This window comes from Fictibacillus sp. B-59209, assembly GCF_036216745.1.
GTDB lineage: Bacteria > Bacillota > Bacilli > Bacillales > Fictibacillaceae > Fictibacillus_C > Fictibacillus_C marinisediminis.
This window is the reverse complement of sequence record NZ_JARMMC010000018.1, coordinates 295348-313404: the sequence shown is the minus strand read 5'-3', so window position 1 is coordinate 313404 and position 18057 is coordinate 295348. Positions and strand designations below refer to the sequence as shown.

The 18057-nt window shown below is 42.9% G+C and carries 20 protein-coding genes and 1 other annotated feature; all 20 genes read left to right on the top strand.

Translation table 11 applies throughout. From position 1 onward, the window contains the following. Positions 1 to 156 precede the first annotated feature (156 nt). The 20 genes from P4361_RS14395 (at position 157) to P4361_RS14300 (ending at position 18056) form a co-directional block, all read left to right on the top strand. Positions 157 to 936, top strand: coding sequence for a cell division protein FtsQ/DivIB (locus tag P4361_RS14395; protein WP_328089828.1), 780 nt, complete (start codon positions 157 to 159; stop codon positions 934 to 936). Beyond that, positions 920 to 1612, top strand: coding sequence for a DUF881 domain-containing protein (locus P4361_RS14390; protein WP_231689121.1), 693 nt, complete (start codon positions 920 to 922; stop codon positions 1610 to 1612). The genes P4361_RS14395 and P4361_RS14390 overlap by 17 nt, the downstream gene beginning before the upstream one ends. Before the next feature lie 5 nt (positions 1613 to 1617). Beyond that, positions 1618 to 2310 carry a DUF881 domain-containing protein gene (locus P4361_RS14385; protein WP_053358282.1) on the top strand — a complete coding sequence of 231 codons (693 nt, stop codon included), beginning with the start codon at positions 1618 to 1620 and terminating at the stop codon, positions 2308 to 2310. Beyond that, positions 2310 to 2663 carry a small basic family protein gene (locus P4361_RS14380; protein ID WP_053354575.1) on the top strand — a complete coding sequence of 118 codons (354 nt, stop codon included), beginning with the start codon at positions 2310 to 2312 and terminating at the stop codon, positions 2661 to 2663. Before P4361_RS14385 ends, P4361_RS14380 begins: the two co-directional genes overlap by 1 nt. Positions 2664 to 2813: 150 nt before the next feature. Then, positions 2814 to 4094 (top strand): cell division protein FtsA, encoded by a 1281-nt coding sequence (ftsA, locus tag P4361_RS14375; protein WP_328089827.1) that lies wholly within the window; start codon positions 2814 to 2816, stop codon positions 4092 to 4094. 35 nt (positions 4095 to 4129) lie between these two features. Then, entirely contained in the window at positions 4130 to 5281 is a 1152-nt protein-coding gene (ftsZ, locus tag P4361_RS14370; protein ID WP_248252518.1) for a cell division protein FtsZ, read from the top strand. Positions 5282 to 5488: 207 nt separating this feature from the next. After that, complete coding sequence (spoIIGA, locus tag P4361_RS14365; protein WP_328089823.1) at positions 5489 to 6415, top strand: sigma-E processing peptidase SpoIIGA; 927 nt, start codon at positions 5489 to 5491, stop codon at positions 6413 to 6415. A 25-nt stretch (positions 6416 to 6440) separates the two neighbouring features. Further along, positions 6441 to 7160 (top strand): RNA polymerase sporulation sigma factor SigE, encoded by a 720-nt coding sequence (gene sigE, locus P4361_RS14360; protein ID WP_053354571.1) that lies wholly within the window; start codon positions 6441 to 6443, stop codon positions 7158 to 7160. A 271-nt stretch (positions 7161 to 7431) separates the two neighbouring features. After that, a complete protein-coding gene (gene sigG / locus P4361_RS14355) occupies positions 7432 to 8214 on the top strand; it encodes an RNA polymerase sporulation sigma factor SigG (protein ID WP_062231643.1) in 783 nt (260 codons plus the stop codon). 89 nt (positions 8215 to 8303) lie between these two features. Next, positions 8304 to 8591, top strand: coding sequence for a YlmC/YmxH family sporulation protein (locus P4361_RS14350; protein ID WP_053354569.1), 288 nt, complete (start codon positions 8304 to 8306; stop codon positions 8589 to 8591). 104 nt (positions 8592 to 8695) lie between these two features. Further along, positions 8696 to 9565 (top strand): peptidoglycan editing factor PgeF, encoded by an 870-nt coding sequence (pgeF, locus tag P4361_RS14345; protein WP_328089821.1) that lies wholly within the window; start codon positions 8696 to 8698, stop codon positions 9563 to 9565. After that, positions 9528 to 10205, top strand: a complete 678-nt coding sequence (locus P4361_RS14340; RefSeq protein ID WP_062231648.1) for a YggS family pyridoxal phosphate-dependent enzyme — start codon at positions 9528 to 9530, stop codon at positions 10203 to 10205. The genes pgeF and P4361_RS14340 overlap by 38 nt, the downstream gene beginning before the upstream one ends. Positions 10206 to 10217: 12 nt before the next feature. After that, a complete protein-coding gene (locus P4361_RS14335) occupies positions 10218 to 10646 on the top strand; it encodes a cell division protein SepF (RefSeq protein ID WP_062231650.1) in 429 nt (142 codons plus the stop codon). Positions 10647 to 10666: 20 nt separating this feature from the next. Next, positions 10667 to 10945 carry a YggT family protein gene (locus P4361_RS14330; protein WP_234293161.1) on the top strand — a complete coding sequence of 93 codons (279 nt, stop codon included), beginning with the start codon at positions 10667 to 10669 and terminating at the stop codon, positions 10943 to 10945. Positions 10946 to 10961: 16 nt separating this feature from the next. After that, positions 10962 to 11735 (top strand): RNA-binding protein, encoded by a 774-nt coding sequence (locus P4361_RS14325; RefSeq protein ID WP_062231652.1) that lies wholly within the window; start codon positions 10962 to 10964, stop codon positions 11733 to 11735. A gap of 82 nt (positions 11736 to 11817) precedes the next feature. Beyond that, entirely contained in the window at positions 11818 to 12315 is a 498-nt protein-coding gene (locus P4361_RS14320; protein WP_328089820.1) for a DivIVA domain-containing protein, read from the top strand. 54 nt (positions 12316 to 12369) lie between these two features. Continuing rightward, positions 12370 to 12596 (top strand) — a binding site (T-box leader). 75 nt (positions 12597 to 12671) lie between these two features. Continuing rightward, entirely contained in the window at positions 12672 to 15437 is a 2766-nt protein-coding gene (ileS, locus tag P4361_RS14315; RefSeq protein WP_328089819.1) for an isoleucine--tRNA ligase, read from the top strand. Between the two features lie 146 nt (positions 15438 to 15583). Further along, positions 15584 to 16345, top strand: coding sequence for a YqcI/YcgG family protein (locus P4361_RS14310; RefSeq protein ID WP_328089818.1), 762 nt, complete (start codon positions 15584 to 15586; stop codon positions 16343 to 16345). Between the two features lie 330 nt (positions 16346 to 16675). Continuing rightward, positions 16676 to 17158, top strand: coding sequence for a signal peptidase II (lspA, locus tag P4361_RS14305; RefSeq protein ID WP_053354560.1), 483 nt, complete (start codon positions 16676 to 16678; stop codon positions 17156 to 17158). Further along, positions 17139 to 18056 (top strand): RluA family pseudouridine synthase, encoded by a 918-nt coding sequence (locus P4361_RS14300; protein WP_328089817.1) that lies wholly within the window; start codon positions 17139 to 17141, stop codon positions 18054 to 18056. Before lspA ends, P4361_RS14300 begins: the two co-directional genes overlap by 20 nt. The last annotated feature ends 1 nt before the right edge of the window (position 18057 follow it).

Genomic DNA, 18057 nt, shown 5'->3' with positions numbered 1-18057 from the left:
ACATCGTTCACGTTAACTTATGTTATAATTTAATAGACATAAATCGGACTGGATGGTTCCTTTTGGAGAAGGAGAATAGCTTGCAGAGCTGTTTTCCTTTCTCTTTACATATGAAGGATGGTATTCAGTTATTTGTATTTACACGGGGGAAAGGAAATGGACAAGGAAAAAGTTGTTACGATTGAAGACCGCATTCCCAAATTAAAAACGCAGCGCAAACAAAAAACAAACAGAAGAATGATTATTTACTTGTCCCTTTTCTTTTTGCTGATATTGGTATTTGTCTATTTCCAATCCAGTTTCAGTGACATAAAAAAGATAACCGTGAGCGGGAACGAAAACATCAGCGACCAAGCCATTATTAAAGCGGCGAAAATCAGCCCTCACACCTCTTTTCTGAACCTGTCGGATGAAGACATTCAAAAAGACATACTAAAAATGGGGGAGATCTCCTCTGTTGATGTACATAAAAAGTTCTACAATCATCTCATCATAGAAGTGAAGGAATTTCATAGAGTAGGCTATCTGAAGGAAAATGGAAAATATTATCCTGTTCTCGAAAGCGGGAAACTCCTTGCTGGTATGAAAAAGGGTTCGTTGCCAGTAAACGCACCAATCATCACAGACTGGAAGGACCGGAAGCTCTTGAAACCTATGGCGAAGGAACTCGGCAAGCTGACGAAAGGGATCGCCCACCGTATTTCTGAGATTCAATTAGATACTGAAAGCAAGGACGGCAATCGAATCATTCTTTATATGACAGACGGTTACGAAGTCAGGTCCTCGATCACCCATTTTGCCAGAAAAATGGAGGCTTACCCATCCATCGTACAGCAGCTGGGACCTCATCAAAAAGGGGTTATCAATATGGATGTCAGCACGTATTTCCATGAATTCGGCAAAGAGGAGGCACCTAAGAGTGAAACCGACAGGTAAGTATGTTTTCTTTTCGATCATCATGCTCGTGACAGGCTTTTTTCTATCGTACTCCTATCAAATTACGAAAAAGGAAGCAGCGACTCATGAAACGAACAGCCAGTGGAAACAAGAGGATGGTTTGAGAAGCGGTATATTGAGAACCCAAAAGACTAACCGGAAATTGAATGGGGAATTAAAAAAAATTCAGCTTCAAATTCAAAAAAGAGAAAACAAACTAGCGGATCAGGAGAAGAAATCCTATAACTTAGTTGAAGACCTGAAAAAAATGAGGAAAGTAGTTGGAAGCGTTAAAGTTAAGGGTCCAGGAATTGAAGTAACCCTCTCGGACTCATCTTATGTTCCAGATGGTGAGAATCCCAATAATTATATTGTTCATGAAGAGCACATTCGAAGCGTGATCTACGAAATGCTTGTTTCAGGAGCGGAAGCTGTTGCTGTTAACGGACAAAGGATTTCCCACAGCAGCTATATCACATGCGTGGGTCCGGTCGTCAGCGTAGACGGCAATCAATATCCAGCTCCTTTTACCATTACAGCGATCGGAGATAAGTCAATAATGGAAAAATCGTTGAATTTATCTGTAGTCAGTGATCTTGTCAATGATGGCATTGAAGTTAGAGTAGCGACAAAGGATGGAATTACGATGGATCCTTATTTAAGCAAAGAGGGATGAGCCAATTGAACAACAAAAGAAAAGCAATATTCGCCGGCGTTGCCTGCATTCTGGGCGTAATGCTGGCCATTCAGTTTCAGACAACCAACAATCCCATAACGAGAGACACAAGAGATACGTGGGAACTCCGTGCGGACTTGGAAAAAGAGAAACAGCGCCAGCAGGATCTAAACAATGAAATCAAAAAGTATCAGGATCTTTTAGATGATTATGAGCAATCACGAAAGAAGGAAAAAACAGAGGCGATGGAAAAAGCGCTTAATGACTTAAAAGAGGCGGCAGGTTTGACAGAAGTGAGCGGACAAGGAATTCTGATCACCATCGAACCCTTTAATGAAGGAGAAGCGCCAAAACTCTATCCGGAATTGATCAGAAGGCTGATCAATGAACTGAACAGATATGAAGCAAAGGATATTTCAGTGGATGGCCAGCGAATCATCTCGACTACACCGATCAGGGAAGTCAATGGCGAAACCTACATAAATAACCAGCCGCTCGGCTCGTTTCCTATTGAAATCAAAGTATTATCAGATGATGCCCAAAAACTTCAAAATAAAATTATTGCTTCGCAATCTGCGGAAGATTTTGTGAGGGAGAACCTATACATTGATTCTAAGCCACAAAACCAGCTGACACTGCCCGCTTACGATAAACCCATCCGTGTAAAATACATGAAGCAGGCAAAGGAGGAATTATAATGTGGCTGCCGGTCTTGGCTTTAATCATTGGTCTGGTTTTGGGTTTTTTATCTGAAATACGGATTCCTTATGAATATACAAACTACCTTTCTATCGCTGTTCTGGCAGCGCTTGACACGTTGTTCGGAGGAATTCGGGCCCACATGCAAGGGAATTTCGAGGATAAGGTATTTATCAGCGGGTTTTTCTTTAATATTCTGCTTGCTGCAGGCCTTGCCTATCTAGGAGTACATCTTGGAATTGATTTATATTTGGCGGCAATATTTGCTTTTGGCGTCAGATTGTTTAATAATATAGCTGTCATTCGTCGGCTTATTATTTCAAAATGGAGCAAATCTAGAAAAAACAGTTAATTTTCTTAAAAACTTAAGAAAAAAAAGAGGGAATAATCCTTGTTTGTGGAATTTATTCCTTAATTAACCCACTCGTATACCGATATAATTACATAACGGATAGACGAATAGTATATAACGGACATTTTAAACTCAAGGAGGTGCCAAAGAATGAACAGCAACGAGATTTATGTAAGTTTAGACATCGGTACATCCAATATTAAAGTTATCATTGGAGAAATGACCAGTGAATCCTTTAATGTAATTGGTGTAGGTCACTCAAAATCTGCAGGAATAAAAAAAGGATCTATTGTTGATATCGATGAAACTGTTCGTTCCATAAAAAAAGCGGTTGAACAGGCAGAACGAATGCTTGGCATACCGGTTAATGCAGTAATTGTAGGTGTGAAAGGAAATCATATTCAGCTTCAGCCATGCCATGGTGTAGTTGCTGTTTCCAGTGAAGACCGTGAAATTGGGGATGAAGACATTGCACGCGTGATTGATGCTGCTCAAGTAGTTTCAATTCCTCCTGAACGGGAAATTATTGATGTCATACCTGGACAGTTTATTGTTGATGGAACCGATGAAATTATTGATCCGCGCGGTATGCTCGGAGTCAGGCTGGAAATGGAAGGAACGATCGTAACAGGATCTAAGACCATATTACATAATTTACTGCGTTGCGTGGAAAGAGCGGGGCTGCAAGTTGCTGATATCTGTCTTGAACCACTGGCTACTGCTTCAATAGCCCTTACCAGGGATGAGATGGACTTAGGAACAGCCTTAATCGATATCGGCGGAGGATCAACTACAGTGTCCGTATTTGATCAGGGAACAATGCAGATGACCACCGTTCTTCCATTCGGCGGAGAGTTCATTTCTAAAGACATATCTATCGGACTTCGAACGACTGCTGAAGATGCAGAAAAAATAAAGGTCAAGCATGGACATGCTTTTGTTGATCATGCATCAAAAGACGAAACGTTTTCTGTCGCTCAGATTGGATCCTCATCAGATCAGGAGATCAGTCAGTACGATCTGGCTCTTATTATTGAAGCCCGTATTGCTGAAATGCTCGAACTAGCTGACGAAGAGCTCATTCGAAGAGGCTATGGAGATCTGCCAGGAGGATTTGTGATAACCGGTGGTGTTGCCGCGATGCCTGGATTGCTGGAATTGGCACAGGAAATTTTCCAAAACAATGTCAGGGTCTCCCTGCCGGATTATATCGGCGTCAGAGAGCCGCAATATACGACAGGTATCGGCCTCATCCAATTTACGTACCGCAACATTAAGGTACAAGGAAAAGAGGTAGCTTCTGCCCTTACTGAGGGAGCAGAGGTCCAGCAAAGAAAGAAACAGCCTCAAGCGGCAAAGCAGCAAAGTGATAAAACCGCAGGCGGCATGAAATCCAAAATGAAAAATTGGTTTGGTTTATTTTTCGAATAAGAGACAGGTTTAACTAGTCATTAGGAGGAACGCTCATGTTAGAGTTTGATATGAACATGGATTCATTAGCTACAATTAAGGTCATTGGTGTCGGCGGCGGCGGAAGCAACGCTGTTAACCGCATGATTGAGCACGGTGTACAAGGAGTAGAATTTATTTGCGTGAATACTGACGCCCAGGCACTAAACCTTTCAAAGGCTCAGATTAAAATGCAGATCGGTTCAAAGCTTACTAGGGGATTGGGTGCAGGAGCCAACCCGGAAATTGGAAAAAAAGCGGCGGAAGAGAGCAGGGAACAGGTTGAAGAAGCCCTGCGCGGGGCCGATATGGTCTTTGTTACTGCCGGTATGGGCGGAGGAACTGGAACAGGTGCAGCTCCTGTAATCGCTGAAATCGCTAAGGAAATGGGAGCATTGACAGTAGGTGTTGTTACCCGTCCTTTCACGTTTGAAGGACGAAAACGTTCTACTCAAGCTGTTGGCGGAATCAGCGTATTCAAAGAAAAAGTAGATACATTGATTGTCATTCCAAATGACAGACTACTAGAAATCGTTGACAAAAACACTCCGATGCTTGAAGCTTTCCGTGAGGCAGATAACGTATTGCGACAAGGTGTACAAGGGATCTCTGACTTGATCGCTGTACCTGGATTGATCAACCTTGACTTTGCCGATGTTAAAACGATCATGACTGAAAAAGGTTCTGCTCTAATGGGTATTGGTATTGCCACTGGCGAAAACAGAGCAGCTGAGGCAGCACGAAAGGCCATTTCTTCACCATTGCTTGAAACTTCAATCGACGGTGCCAAGGGTGTCCTGATGAACATTACTGGAGGAGCCAACCTAAGCCTTTATGAAGTTAATGAAGCGGCAGATATTGTATCCTCTGCTTCAGATCCTGAAGTCAACATGATCTTCGGGTCTGTTATCAATGAAGATTTAAAAGATGAAATTCTGGTGACTGTTATTGCGACCGGTTTCGATGAAAGAGAAAACATGCAAGCCATGCAGGCACAGGCGCAGCGTCCAAAATTCCAGCAGCAGGCTCCAAAGGCTCCAGCTAGCCAAGGAAACCAGCGTGAGGAAGTGACGAACGAAAACCGTCCGGCTCCGCCTTCACAATCCGATTCTGATACACTGGATATCCCTACTTTCCTTCGCAACCGCAACCGTAACCGAAGAAGATAACTAAGAAAAGCAGAAGCGCCAACAATACTTGCAAAACACCTTTCAGACTATGAAAGGTGTTTTTTTATGCCTTCAAAACAGTTTTTTGCAAGCAGTAGATTATGACAAAATCTCTTAAAATAAAAAGATATCTTGTCTCATAAATTGACAGACTTCATATTTCGCCTGTTTTATACTTGTTTCAACTCTTAAGAAAGGAGAAAACAAATGACACTTTATCTGGATGTCATTTGGTTTCTTAATTTTTGCATTGATTTTCTGCTGATTGTTTTAACCGGAATGGTGTTAAAACGCAAAATGCAAAAATGGAGACTGGCTGCGGGTTCTTTCATCGGATCTTCGTATGTTTTGCTGCTTTTCATTCCTACGGATATCAGCATGTATCATCCGCTCATCAAATTTGTTTTTTCCTTGATCATCATGGTCGTGTCATTTGGTTTTCAAAAATTTTCATACTTCGCTAAAAATGTTGGGATGTTTTATTTTGTAACGTTTGTCACAGGAGGGGGGCTTTTTGCGGCACATTATTTCTTACAGACAGATTTAACGATCATGCATGGTGTATTGGCGACCAAGAGTACAGGAAAGGGTGATCTTTTAAGCTGGGCGTTCGTCTGTATCGGCTTTCCGGCAGTATGGCTGTTTTCCAAAAGAAGAGTGGATGACATTAAAGTGCAGAAACTCCATTATACAGAATTGGTGGGGGTGGAAATCAGAATTGAGGATACATGCATACAAGCTGCCGGGCTGATTGACAGCGGAAACAAGCTGCATGACCCGATCACCAAGGTGCCTGTAATGATCCTTGACTTGAATATCCACGAAGAACACCTTCCACCGGAAATCATAGCGTTTTCTAAAGATATGGAGTCATTTAACGAAATTGGTGCCTCGGGGCATTCATGGGAATCACGCCTGCGGATTATTCCATTTCGTGCTGTGGGGAAAGACAGTGAATTTCTCCCGGCCATCAAGCCGGATGAAGTCGTAATCAAAAGCAAACAGGGGAACTTTTCATGTTCGAGAGTTCTTATCGGGTTAACATATACAGCATTATCAAGTGAAAATGCGTTTACCTGCATTGTGCATCCAGAAGTCATGTCGAAAGGTATCGAGAACATAGCAGCCTCATAGAATAAGGAGAGGGGAGAATGGCAAAGTGAGAAAGCTTCGTCTGAAACTGACACTTCTTTGGTACAAACTGTTAATTAAGCTTGGGATCAAAACGGAGGAAATCCATTATATAGGCGGCCATGAGGCGCTTCCGCCGCCGCTGAGCAAGGAGGAAGAAGCTGTACTCCTTGAAAAGCTGCCATCCGGCGATAAGGCTGCTAAATCATTGCTCATCGAAAGGAATTTAAGGCTGGTCGTCTACATTGCAAGAAAATTTGAGAATACCGGGATCAATATAGAGGATTTAATCAGTATTGGTACGATCGGACTGATCAAAGCGGTAAACACGTTCAATCCTGAAAAGAAAATAAAACTGGCTACATATGCATCCCGATGCATTGAAAATGAAATCCTTATGTATTTGCGCAGAAATAACAAAACACGATCAGAAGTTTCTTTTGATGAACCGCTGAATGTTGACTGGGATGGAAATGAGCTCTTATTATCAGATGTCCTCGGGACAGAAGAGGATATTATTACACGCCGATTAGAGGCGAATGTCGATCGGAAATTGCTTTTGAAGGCTTTATTTACGTTAAATGACAGGGAGAAACAGATCATGGAGCTTAGATTTGGACTATCTGGAGGGGAAGAAAAGACCCAGAAAGATGTGGCTGATATGCTCGGAATATCTCAGTCCTATATCTCAAGATTGGAGAAGAGAATTATTAAACGGCTGCAAAAGGAATTTAATAAAATGGTCTGATTGGAGGCAGCAGCCTCTTTTTTTATTTGGCATTGAAATTTGGCATTGCTACTGATGGTTGAAACCCTCAAGTCTTTTCTCCTATAGCAGGGGGGAACAGCTGGCTTATACCCTTCAGCTTATTTTGAAAATAATTTCCAGTCAATTAAGCTATACTGCCGCATGATTTCCGGCATCCTGCTTTACTTCCTGAAGATGAAGCTACTGCATAAAAATTCCTGCCAGGGAAATACTGACTTTGACAAAAAACTCCCGGTAGGAGGGAAATCCATTGACCCGAAACAAAGTAGAGATCTGCGGAGTAGACACGTCTAAGCTTCCAGTATTAAAAAATCCCGAAATGCGTGAATTGTTCACAAAGATGCAGAACGGGGATCCTACTGCACGCGAAACGTTAGTAAACGGCAACCTGCGCTTAGTTCTCAGCGTTATCCAGAGATTTAACAACCGCGGGGAGTTTGTTGATGATTTATTTCAGGTCGGCTGTATTGGCCTAATGAAATCCATCGATAATTTTGACCTTGGTCAAAATGTAAAATTTTCCACGTATGCAGTACCTATGATTATTGGAGAGATCAGAAGATATTTGCGGGACAACAACCCCATCCGGGTATCCCGTTCTCTGCGGGATATCGCTTACAAAGCGTTGCAGGTAAGAGACCAGCTTATGAATAAGCTTTCAAGGGAACCAACGGCACAGCAGATCGCTGAAGTGCTGGAGGTTCCTAAAGAAGAAGTGGTATTTGCACTGGATGCCATACAGGACCCCGTTTCTCTTTTTGAACCTATTTATAATGACGGCGGCGATCCGATCTACGTAATGGATCAGATAAGTGATGATAAGGCTAAAGATTTTCAGTGGATTGAAGAAATTGCCCTGAAAGAAGCAATGAGGCGCCTTAATGAAAGAGAAAAAATGATTCTGACGATGAGATTTTTTCAAGGCAAAACGCAGATGGAGGTCGCCGATGAGATTGGAATCTCACAAGCCCAGGTCTCGCGTCTGGAAAAAGCGGCCATCTCACAGATGAACAAAAATATACAGAGCAGCTAAAAAGACAACCCGCTGATAAAGCGGGTTGTTTGCTGTACATGATTTTACAAGCTCGCTCATATAGTTAGTAAAAGAAGGGCGGGGATACGATGATGAAGATTTCTGACTTTCAGGTCAAGGACGTAGTAAATGTTGCGAACGGCAAAAAACTTGGACATATCGCTGATCTGGAGATTAATTTAAGCACGGGAAAGATAGAATCACTGATCATACCGGGGCCAGGAAAAATGCTCGGCTTTTTTGCAAGAGAAAGTGATATTGTCATTCCATGGAGAAATATCGTAAAGATCGGGACAGATGTCATTCTTGTCCGCTATATGGACGCTCAGGATTCAGGAGAATATATTAAAGAACCTTTTGATCAGCTGAAAAAGTAAATAGCATTATACGCTCAAGACTCATCTGTGATAAAATAAATAGCATAATAACCCAATATCCGTCTCAATTTGATAATACTTTTCACAGAAGGAAGTGTGCGGTTTTGAGAGCTGAACCATTTGTACAACAAGGCAGCATGTTTAAACTGGCTGACTGGATGAACCAGCATGCCGGATTAACAGCAGGCATCACGTCACGGAGTAATGGTTTTAGCAAGCATCCATATGAATCATTGAATTTAGGATTCCATGTCGGAGACAACCCGGAGGATGTTCTAAAAAACCGGCAGAGCGCAAGTGTTGCCATTGGAGCTGCTTTAGACCACTGGGTCGGAACTGAGCAGGTGCATCAGGCAGTCATAAAAAAAGTTACGCATGAGGATGCTGGAAAGGGCGCAAAAGATCTGGCAAGCGCGATTAAAGGCACCGATGGAATATATACATCAGAAGAAGACCTACTACTAACCTCACTTTACGCTGACTGTGTGCCGCTTTTCTTTTTGAGTCCCCAAAGCAAACTTGTCGGGCTTGCCCATGCAGGCTGGAAAGGTACAGTCGGCAAGATCGGAGCAAACATGGTGGATGAATGGGTGAAGGCTGAAGGTGTCAGGCCCGATGACATCATTGCAGCAATCGGCCCATCGATCGGATGCTGCTGCTATGAGGTAGATGAATTTGTTATCAAGCAAGTCAACAAGGCGCTTCCGGCTGATACAGCAAATTTTCCATACCGTCAGATAGACGAGACGCATTATTTGCTGGATTTGCGGGAAGTAAATAAGAGGATCCTGATTCAGGCAGGCATGAAAGAGGAAAATATTGTTGAAACTTCTTATTGCACCAGCTGCAATAATGAACAATTTTTTTCTCATCGCAAGGAACTTGGAAAAACCGGCAGGATCATGAGCTATATCGGGCGTTTGAAAGGAGCAGAACGTGAATATCCAGCAAAATCTTTCAGTCATCCAAACTAATATTTCTGAAGCTTGCAAGAAAAAAAACAGAAAGCCAGAGGACGTTAAAATTATTGCCGTGACGAAATATGTGAGTACAGAAACGGCTGTGGATGCAGTGAAATCTGGCGTTGAGCACATCGGTGAAAACCGTCCGGAAGGCCTCAAGGAAAAGTATGAGGTTCTTGGTGATGATGTGACGTGGCATTTTATTGGTTCTCTTCAGTCCAGAAAAGTTAAGGAAATTCTCCCTTACGTTGACTATATTCATTCATTGGACAGGCTCTCGCTTGCTAAGGAGATCGATAAGAGGGCAGACCGTGTCATCAATTGTTTTGTTCAAGTCAATGTCTCCGGAGAAGAAACAAAACATGGGTTGTCGGCTGAAAAAACTCTATCATATGTCGATAATATGAAAGAGTTTCCAAACATCCGGATCGTAGGGCTGATGACCATGGCTCCTCATACAGAAGATGAGGAAACCCTTCGTTCTGTTTTTTCAACACTTAAACAGCTGCAAAATGACATACAGGCGAAGCATTACGAATTTGCGCCATGCACTGAGCTTTCCATGGGAATGTCTAATGATTATGAAATAGCTGTCCAGGAAGGAGCAACGTTCGTCAGAATTGGGACCAGCCTGGTCGGCAAAGAATTTTAGGAGGTGCCAATCATGAGCATAAAGAACAAATTCAAGCGCTTTTTTGACCTTGAAGAAGATGAATATGTATATGAAGAGGTAGTTGAAGAGGATGGTGCAGAGGCTGTGGAGAGTGAATATCCTCCTGCTCAAACAAAGAAAAACAAGCAGAACGTCGTCAGCCTGCAAAGTATTCATCAGCAATCCAAGGTGGTCCTTGTTGAACCGAGAGTATACGCGGAAGCACAGGACATTGCCGATCAATTAAAAAACAGGCGTGCGGTTGTCATGAACCTGCAGCGCATTCCACATGATCAGGCAAAACGGATCGTCGACTTTTTAAGCGGAACCGTTTATGCGATCGGTGGAGATATACAAAAATTAGGTCCTAACACATTTTTGTGCACACCGGAAAACGTAGATATTTCCGGATCGATTTCGGAAATGCTGGAAGGCGAATAATACGAGGACGGTGGCTTTCTTTGGTATATCAGATTGGGAACTTTGTTAGCGAACTTTTCACTATCTATCGATATATAGTCATAGCGTACATATTAATGTCATGGTTCCCGAATGCAAGGGAATCTTCCATCGGCCAATTTATTGCCAGAATCGTGGAGCCATACTTGGCGCCGTTCAGGAGAATCATCCCGCCGCTTGGCATGATTGATATTTCTCCGATCGTCGCATTATTTGCATTATCGTTTGCACAAGCTGGTGTGAAAATGGTTATTTACTGGATTGGCCAATACCTGGCCTAAAGGCAGAGGAGCATAGATGAACATATATCAGCATTTTCGTAAAGAAGAATATCCCTTTATTGATCAAGTGCTGCAGTGGAAGGCTGAAGCTGAGGAACGATATTCTGTTAAACTGACTGATTTTCTTGATCCAAGAGAGCAGGATATCGCTGAAAGCATGATTGGAAAAGGCTCGGAGGCTTCCCTGGCGTTCTGGGGAGGCTCTTCTTTTTCTGAGAGAAAGAGAGCATTAATCTATCCTTCTTATTTTGTACCCGAGAAAAAGGATTTTGAAGTTTCTGTATTGGAAATTCACTATCCGGCAAAGTTTGTAACGATGGAGCATCGAGACGTTCTCGGCTCTCTGATGAACCTTGGAATGAAGAGAGGAAAGTTTGGTGATATCCTTCAAAACAAGGACAGGATGCAGATTGTTGTTGCAGGCGATGTGAGCGACTACGTCTGCCTTAACTTAGAGCGAATCGGAAAAGCGAGTGTTAAGCTGAAAGAAGTGTCTGAAAATGATCTCATTGAATCAGACGAGATTTATGAAATGAAAGAAGGAACAGTTTCTTCATTGCGGCTTGACGTGGTTCTCTCTGAGATCTATGGGCTTTCTCGGTCAAAAGTCAGCCCTCTCATTCAAGGGTCGAAAGCAAAGGTCAATTGGAGGGTTACTGAAGAAGTGTCCTTCCCAGTTGAACCTGGAGATTATTTATCTTTAAGAGGATACGGCAGGAGCAAACTGATCGCTGTTGAAGGTAAGACAAAGAAAGACAGATGGCGGGTAAGGTACGGAGTTTTACAATAAATTATACAGTTTAGAAGGATTGGCATTACAATTGTCGAAACTAGGTAATTAATAGAAAGCATCATTAGCGGAGGTGGCGGAAATGCCTTTAACACCATTGGATATTCATAATAAAGAGTTTACCCGGGGATTTCGGGGTTATAATGAAGATGAGGTCAACGATTTTCTTGATCAAGTAATTAAAGATTATGAATCAGTGATCCGCGAAAGAAGAGAATTGGAAGAAACCGTAGAAAAGCTTGAAGAGAAGCTTTCCTATTTTAAAAACATTGAAGAAACATTGAACAAATCTATTCTTGTTGCTCAGGAAACAGGCGAGGAAGTTAAACGAAGCGCAACAAAAGAAGCAAGGCTGATCGTAAAGGAAGCGGAAAAGAACGCGGACCGAATTATCAATGAATCGCTGGCTAAATCCCGAAAAATCACGATGGAGATCGAAGAATTGAAAAAGCAGTCTTCTGTTTATCGCACCCGTTTCCGCATGCTCATCGAAGCTCAGCTGGAAATGCTGAAGAATGAGGATTGGGATGCTCTTCAGCCTGCAGAACGTGGTGAAGAATACGAACTGGAGATGAAATAGAACGCTTGACGTTTTTTCGTCCTAAGCATATAATTCTTTAAAGATTATTATATTTTGGCAACGATGAAAGGGAAAGTAAGTATAGAATCCATTTTTCAAGTAAGCGAGCTGGTGATGGTGGAAGACCGGTAAATGGACTGTACAGAAGATCACCCCGGAGTTTCCAGGCTGAACCTGCACTAAGTAAGCCTGGCGTTCTTTCACGATACGATTGCAAAGCGGGTTTCTTTCATTTTGAAACCTATTAGGGTGGTACCGCGGGTGGCCTTCTCGTCCCTTCACAGTGACGAGAAGGCCTTTTTGTATGCATGTGAGCAGTTGGAAATGATTTTTTCGATAGATGTAGGAGGAAAAATATGAATTACAAAGACACGTTATTAATGCCTAAAACAGAATTTCCGATGCGGGGCAATCTTCCTCAGCGTGAACCGGAAGTTCAAGCCAAATGGGAAGATCTGAATATTTACAATAAAGTGCAGGAACATACGAAAGGGCGACCTTCCTTCATTCTTCATGACGGGCCTCCTTATGCCAATGGAGATATCCATGTAGGGCATGCTGAGAATAAGATCTTAAAAGATATGATCGTCCGTTATAAATCCATGACAGGCTATCATGCACCATACGTTCCTGGCTGGGATACACATGGCCTTCCAATTGAAACCGCCTTAACCAAGAGCGGAAAAGTAAAAAGAAAAGAGATGTCGGTTGCAGAATTCCGTAAACGGTGTGAAGAATATGCTCTGACACAAGTGGATCGCCAGCGGAATCAGTTTAAACGACTGGGAGTACGCGGAGATTGGGAGAATCCGTACATCACCCTGAACAAAGCGTATGAAGCCCGTCAGATCGAAGTATTTGGCGAAATGGTGAAAAGAGGATTCATCTACAAAGGATTGAAGCCTGTTTATTGGTCTCCATCATCTGAATCTGCATTAGCAGAAGCAGAGATCGAATATTATGACAAACGTTCAGCATCTATCTATGTTGCGTTCCCGGTGAAAGACGGAAAAAACGTACTTGATCAAGACGTAAGCATCGTCATCTGGACCACGACACCATGGACCATTCCGGCAAACCTCGGTATTTCCGTTCATCCTGATCTTGACTATGTCGTTGTTGAGGCAGAGGGGAGAAAGCTTCTAGTGGCACAGGCGCTAGTCGAGCAGCTGGAAAAAGAATTAGAATGGACGAATGTGACGGTTTCTAAAACCGTAAAAGGTAAAGATCTTGAACATGTTGTTGCACAGCATCCTCTTTATGACCGTGAATCCCTCGTCATGCTCGGTGACCATGTCACGACTGATGCAGGTACTGGGTGTGTCCATACAGCACCCGGACACGGGGAAGATGACTTCCTTGTCGGTAAAAAATACGGACTAGAAGTGCTCTGCCCAGTCGATGACCGGGGTGTTATGACAAGTGAAGCTCCTGGATTTGAAGGCATGTTTTATGATGAAGCTAACAAGCCAATCACACAGAAGCTGGAGGAGGCTGGCGCGCTCTTAAAGCTGTCCTTCATCACCCACTCATACCCGCATGACTGGAGAACGAAAAAACCGGTAATCTTCAGGGCTACTGCTCAATGGTTCGCTTCTATTAAAGGAATGCGTGAAGAGATGCTGGACGCTATTAAAGAAGTGAACTGGATTCCTAACTGGGGCGAAACAAGACTGTTTAACATGATCAAAGACCGTGAAGACTGGTGTATTTCAAGACAGCGTGCATGGGGAGTTCCTATTCCGGTGTTCTATGCAGAAAACGGTGAACCGATCATGACGGAAGAAACAATCGCGCATGTTGTAAAACTGTTCCGTGAACACGGATCGAATATTTGGTTCGAACGAGATGCAAAAGAACTGCTTCCTGAAGGATTCACGTCTGATCACAGTCCGAACGGCAGGTTCTCTAAAGAAACAGACATCATGGACGTATGGTTTGATTCTGGATCTTCTCACTGGAGTGTTCTTGAAGAACGCGAAGATCTAAGCCGTCCGGCTGATCTCTATCTGGAAGGTTCTGACCAGTACCGCGGATGGTTTAACTCATCTCTTTCCACATCAGTAGCGATCACAGGCAAGGCACCGTACAAATCGGTTCTTAGCCATGGTTTTGTTCTTGATGGTGAAGGAAGAAAAATGAGTAAGTCCATCGGCAACGTAATGGATCCAATAAAAGTCATGAACCAGCTTGGCGCTGACATTATCCGCCTATGGGTATCTTCTGTGGACTATCAGGCAGATGTCAGAGTGTCCGATGATATTTTGAAACAAGTAGCTGAAGTTTACCGCAAAATCCGTAATACACTGCGCTTCTTGCTTGGAAACCTTAATGGGTTTGATCCGAAAGTAAACGCTGTTCCTTTTGAAGAACTTGGCAAGATCGATCAATACATGCTCGTTAAACTCAATAAACTGATCGACCGGGTAAAGAAATCTTATGATGAGTACCAGTTCCTGACTGTTTATAACGCGATCCATAATTTCTGTACCATCGATCTGTCATCATTCTACCTTGATATTGCTAAGGATACTCTCTACATTCAGTCAGAGGACGATATTAAACGCAGAAGCATACAGACCGTACTTTATGAAGCACTGATGGCGATCACAAAATTGACAGCTCCAATTCTTGCCCACACGGCAGACGAAGTTTGGAACTACATTCCTGGTGTTACAGAGGAAAGTGTTCAATTAACAACCATGCCGGACTCTGTCACTTATCCTGGCGAAGACCAATTGATGAAAGATTGGGATCTGTTTATGGATCTTCGTGATGAAGTATTAAAAGCACTTGAGGAAGCAAGAAATGCTAAAGTAATCGGGAAGTCCCTTACAGCGTCTATCACCCTGTATCCTGCAGAAAATGTGAAGAGCTGGCTTGAAAATGTAGAGGACCTTAATAAACTGTTTATTGTTTCAGAGGCAGTGATTGGCGGTTTTAGAGATGATGCTCCTGAAAGGGCAGTAAAATATGATCACTTGGCGGTTTCTGTTAAGCCTGCTGAAGGCGAAACGTGTGAGCGCTGCTGGGTTGTAACACCAGAAGTTGGTTCTGATGAAAAACACCCTACACTTTGTGCATCGTGTGCAGAGATTGTAACTAAAAATTATGAAAACTAAATAGTGAATAAAGAATAGCTGTCTTTCTGACGACGCAATCATTGCGGCTTGAGGAGGACGGCTTTTTTTAGGCTATTTTCTGCTTTTTGTATGGACATTCACCTAACCACTTGCTTTGAAATAATGTAAAAGCAAGGAGGCTGAGTATGGAACGGTTATATGACAAGGAGAGTGCATCTGTACTGCTTGACGATTGGAAAAGGAATGCATTCCATGCTTTTCATAGCAAGATGACGAATCATGAACTTAAATTTCCCTGCATTCCCGCCATTCAAGGGTATCAGCTCGGCCATATCCGTTATGGTTTCGCACCCCGACCAGAAAGCAGGGAAGCTTCTGAAGCCTTTGCAGAACTGCTGGATTCATATGGAAAGTGCTCCCGTGAAACCGGCCTTTATTCGGCTCTTGTTGTTTTCTTTAATAATGATCCGGCTCATCCTGAAGAGTATCAAACGGTAAATACGTACGAAGAAGTTTTTTGGGACTTGATGAAAAGAACTTCATCGCTTGACAAAAAACCTTGGCCGGCACATATTTCAAATGATCCAGAGGATGCTACCTGGGAGTTTTGTTATGGATTGGAACAATATTTCGTATTTTGCGGAACACCCGCACATGTGAAAAGGTACAGCCGTTACTTTCCCTTTTTTATGCTCGCTCTTACACCGAGGTGGGTACTTTCCCGTTTCAATGAAGACCAGAGAAAGGCAGAAAAGATGTCTGAATGGATCAGGGATCGACTGTCAACCTATGATACCGCTCCAATCCACCCTGAATTAAAAAAGTATGGAGATGCCGAAAATAAAGAATGGAAACAATATTATTTAAGGGATGATGAGACGGCAGCCTCGTCCTGTCCGTTTCATCATCTATGGAAGCAAAGTTCAGAAGCAAAAAGAGATACATGAGTGTGAGTAGCTGAAAGGGGCTGTCCAAGAANNCGGTGAGCCTTACCGGCGTGAACGCCTACTTTTTGGCGCTAGCGCCTGCGGGAGTCTCACCTGTCACGCTAGTCCCGCAGGAGTCTCGCACCTTCCACTTCAATCAACTTTTCATTGAAGATTTTTCACGTCAAAGGAGCTGCCTGAAGGTCAATTTTCGACTTTCAGGACAGCCCCTTTTCTGCATACTGATGCTTATGGCGATGATAAGCTAAATAATTTAGTCTTTGGATTGTGCTTGGCCTTCAGCCTGTGCTAAAATTTGAAAGTATAAACTTAGGAATCGGAGGAAACAAAGTGTACTATTATCTTCTTGCACTTTTGGTGCTTGGCCTTGACCAGGTGACAAAATGGTGGATCGTTAAAAACATGCATTATGGACAAAGTATTACGGTCATAGAAAATGTTTTTTACATAACCTCACATCGGAACAGAGGAGCTGCCTTCGGTATTCTGCAAAATCAGATGTGGTTTTTTGTCATCATTACGATCGCTGTTATCGCTGCGGTCATCTATTATATGCAGAAGCACGCTAAACATCAGCCGTTGCTGCGAACAGCGCTTGGTCTTGTGCTCGGGGGAGCAACCGGGAACTTTTTAGACCGTATCATCAGGAAAGAGGTCGTTGACTTCCTGGACGTCAAGATATCGAACTATAACTATCCGATATTCAATGTGGCCGATTCCGCACTGGTTATTGGTGTCATACTAATATTTATTCAAACATTAATGGAAAGCAAGAATAAGAAGGAGAACATGAATGGAGCACATCGAGGTTAAAATAGAGGAAGAACAACAGTCTGAGCGAATTGATAAGGTGGTAACTTCCATTGAATCAGACTGGTCGCGGTCTCAAGTCCAAAATTGGGTGAAGGAGGGCATGGTAACTGTCAACGGCAAAACGGTCAAGACCAATTACAAATGCAGTGCAGGGGATATTATCTCCATCACGATTCCCGAACCGACAATCTTGGATGTTGAAGCAGAAGAATTGAATCTTGATATTGTCTATGAGGATTCCGACGTGCTAGTCGTGAATAAGCCAAGAGGAATGGTGGTTCATCCGGCTCCTGGAAATTATTCAGGTACTCTCGTTAATGGTCTCATGGCCCATTGCAAGGATTTATCAGGTATAAACGGAGTTCTTCGGCCTGGCATCGTCCATCGTATTGATAAAGATACCACAGGTCTTTTGATGGTTGCTAAAAATGATATGGCCCATGAATCTTTAGTGAGCCAGCTAAAAGCAAAGACTACGACACGGAAATACAAAGCCATTGTTCATGGCGTCATGCCTCACGACAAGGGAACCATTGATGCACCGATCGGGCGTGATAAAAGTGACCGCCAAAAGATGACGGTTACGGATGAAAACAGCAGAGACGCGGTAACCCATTTTAATGTTCTGGAAAAGTTCAATGATTTCACATTTGTTGAATGCCAGCTGGAAACAGGCAGAACACACCAGATTCGTGTGCATCTGAAATATATCGGTTTTCCTCTTGCAGGAGATCCGAAATATGGCCCCAAAAAGACGCTTGATATCAATGGACAAGCCCTCCATGCAGGTTTGATCGGTTTTGAACATCCTCGCACAAAGGAATATATGGAATTTGAAGTTCCTCTTCCAGAAGATATGGAACAGCTGCTCGACAATCTTCGACGGAAAATGGGTTGAC

Excerpts from the sequence above, each read along its gene's own strand:
- P4361_RS14395 (WP_328089828.1), top strand. The coding sequence starts at position 157 with ATGGACAAGGAAAAAGTTGTTACGATTGAAGACCGCATTCCCAAATTA.
- P4361_RS14380 (WP_053354575.1), top strand. The coding sequence starts at position 2,310 with ATGTGGCTGCCGGTCTTGGCTTTAATCATTGGTCTGGTTTTGGGTTTT.
- ftsA (WP_328089827.1), top strand. The coding sequence starts at position 2,814 with ATGAACAGCAACGAGATTTATGTAAGTTTAGACATCGGTACATCCAAT.
- ftsZ (WP_248252518.1), top strand. The coding sequence starts at position 4,130 with ATGTTAGAGTTTGATATGAACATGGATTCATTAGCTACAATTAAGGTC.
- spoIIGA (WP_328089823.1), top strand. The coding sequence starts at position 5,489 with ATGACACTTTATCTGGATGTCATTTGGTTTCTTAATTTTTGCATTGAT.
- P4361_RS14350 (WP_053354569.1), top strand. The coding sequence starts at position 8,304 with ATGATGAAGATTTCTGACTTTCAGGTCAAGGACGTAGTAAATGTTGCG.
- P4361_RS14335 (WP_062231650.1), top strand. The coding sequence starts at position 10,218 with ATGAGCATAAAGAACAAATTCAAGCGCTTTTTTGACCTTGAAGAAGAT.
- P4361_RS14325 (WP_062231652.1), top strand. The coding sequence starts at position 10,962 with ATGAACATATATCAGCATTTTCGTAAAGAAGAATATCCCTTTATTGAT.
- P4361_RS14320 (WP_328089820.1), top strand. The coding sequence starts at position 11,818 with ATGCCTTTAACACCATTGGATATTCATAATAAAGAGTTTACCCGGGGA.
- ileS (WP_328089819.1), top strand. The coding sequence starts at position 12,672 with ATGAATTACAAAGACACGTTATTAATGCCTAAAACAGAATTTCCGATG.
- P4361_RS14310 (WP_328089818.1), top strand. The coding sequence starts at position 15,584 with ATGGAACGGTTATATGACAAGGAGAGTGCATCTGTACTGCTTGACGAT.
- P4361_RS14300 (WP_328089817.1), top strand. The coding sequence starts at position 17,139 with ATGGAGCACATCGAGGTTAAAATAGAGGAAGAACAACAGTCTGAGCGA.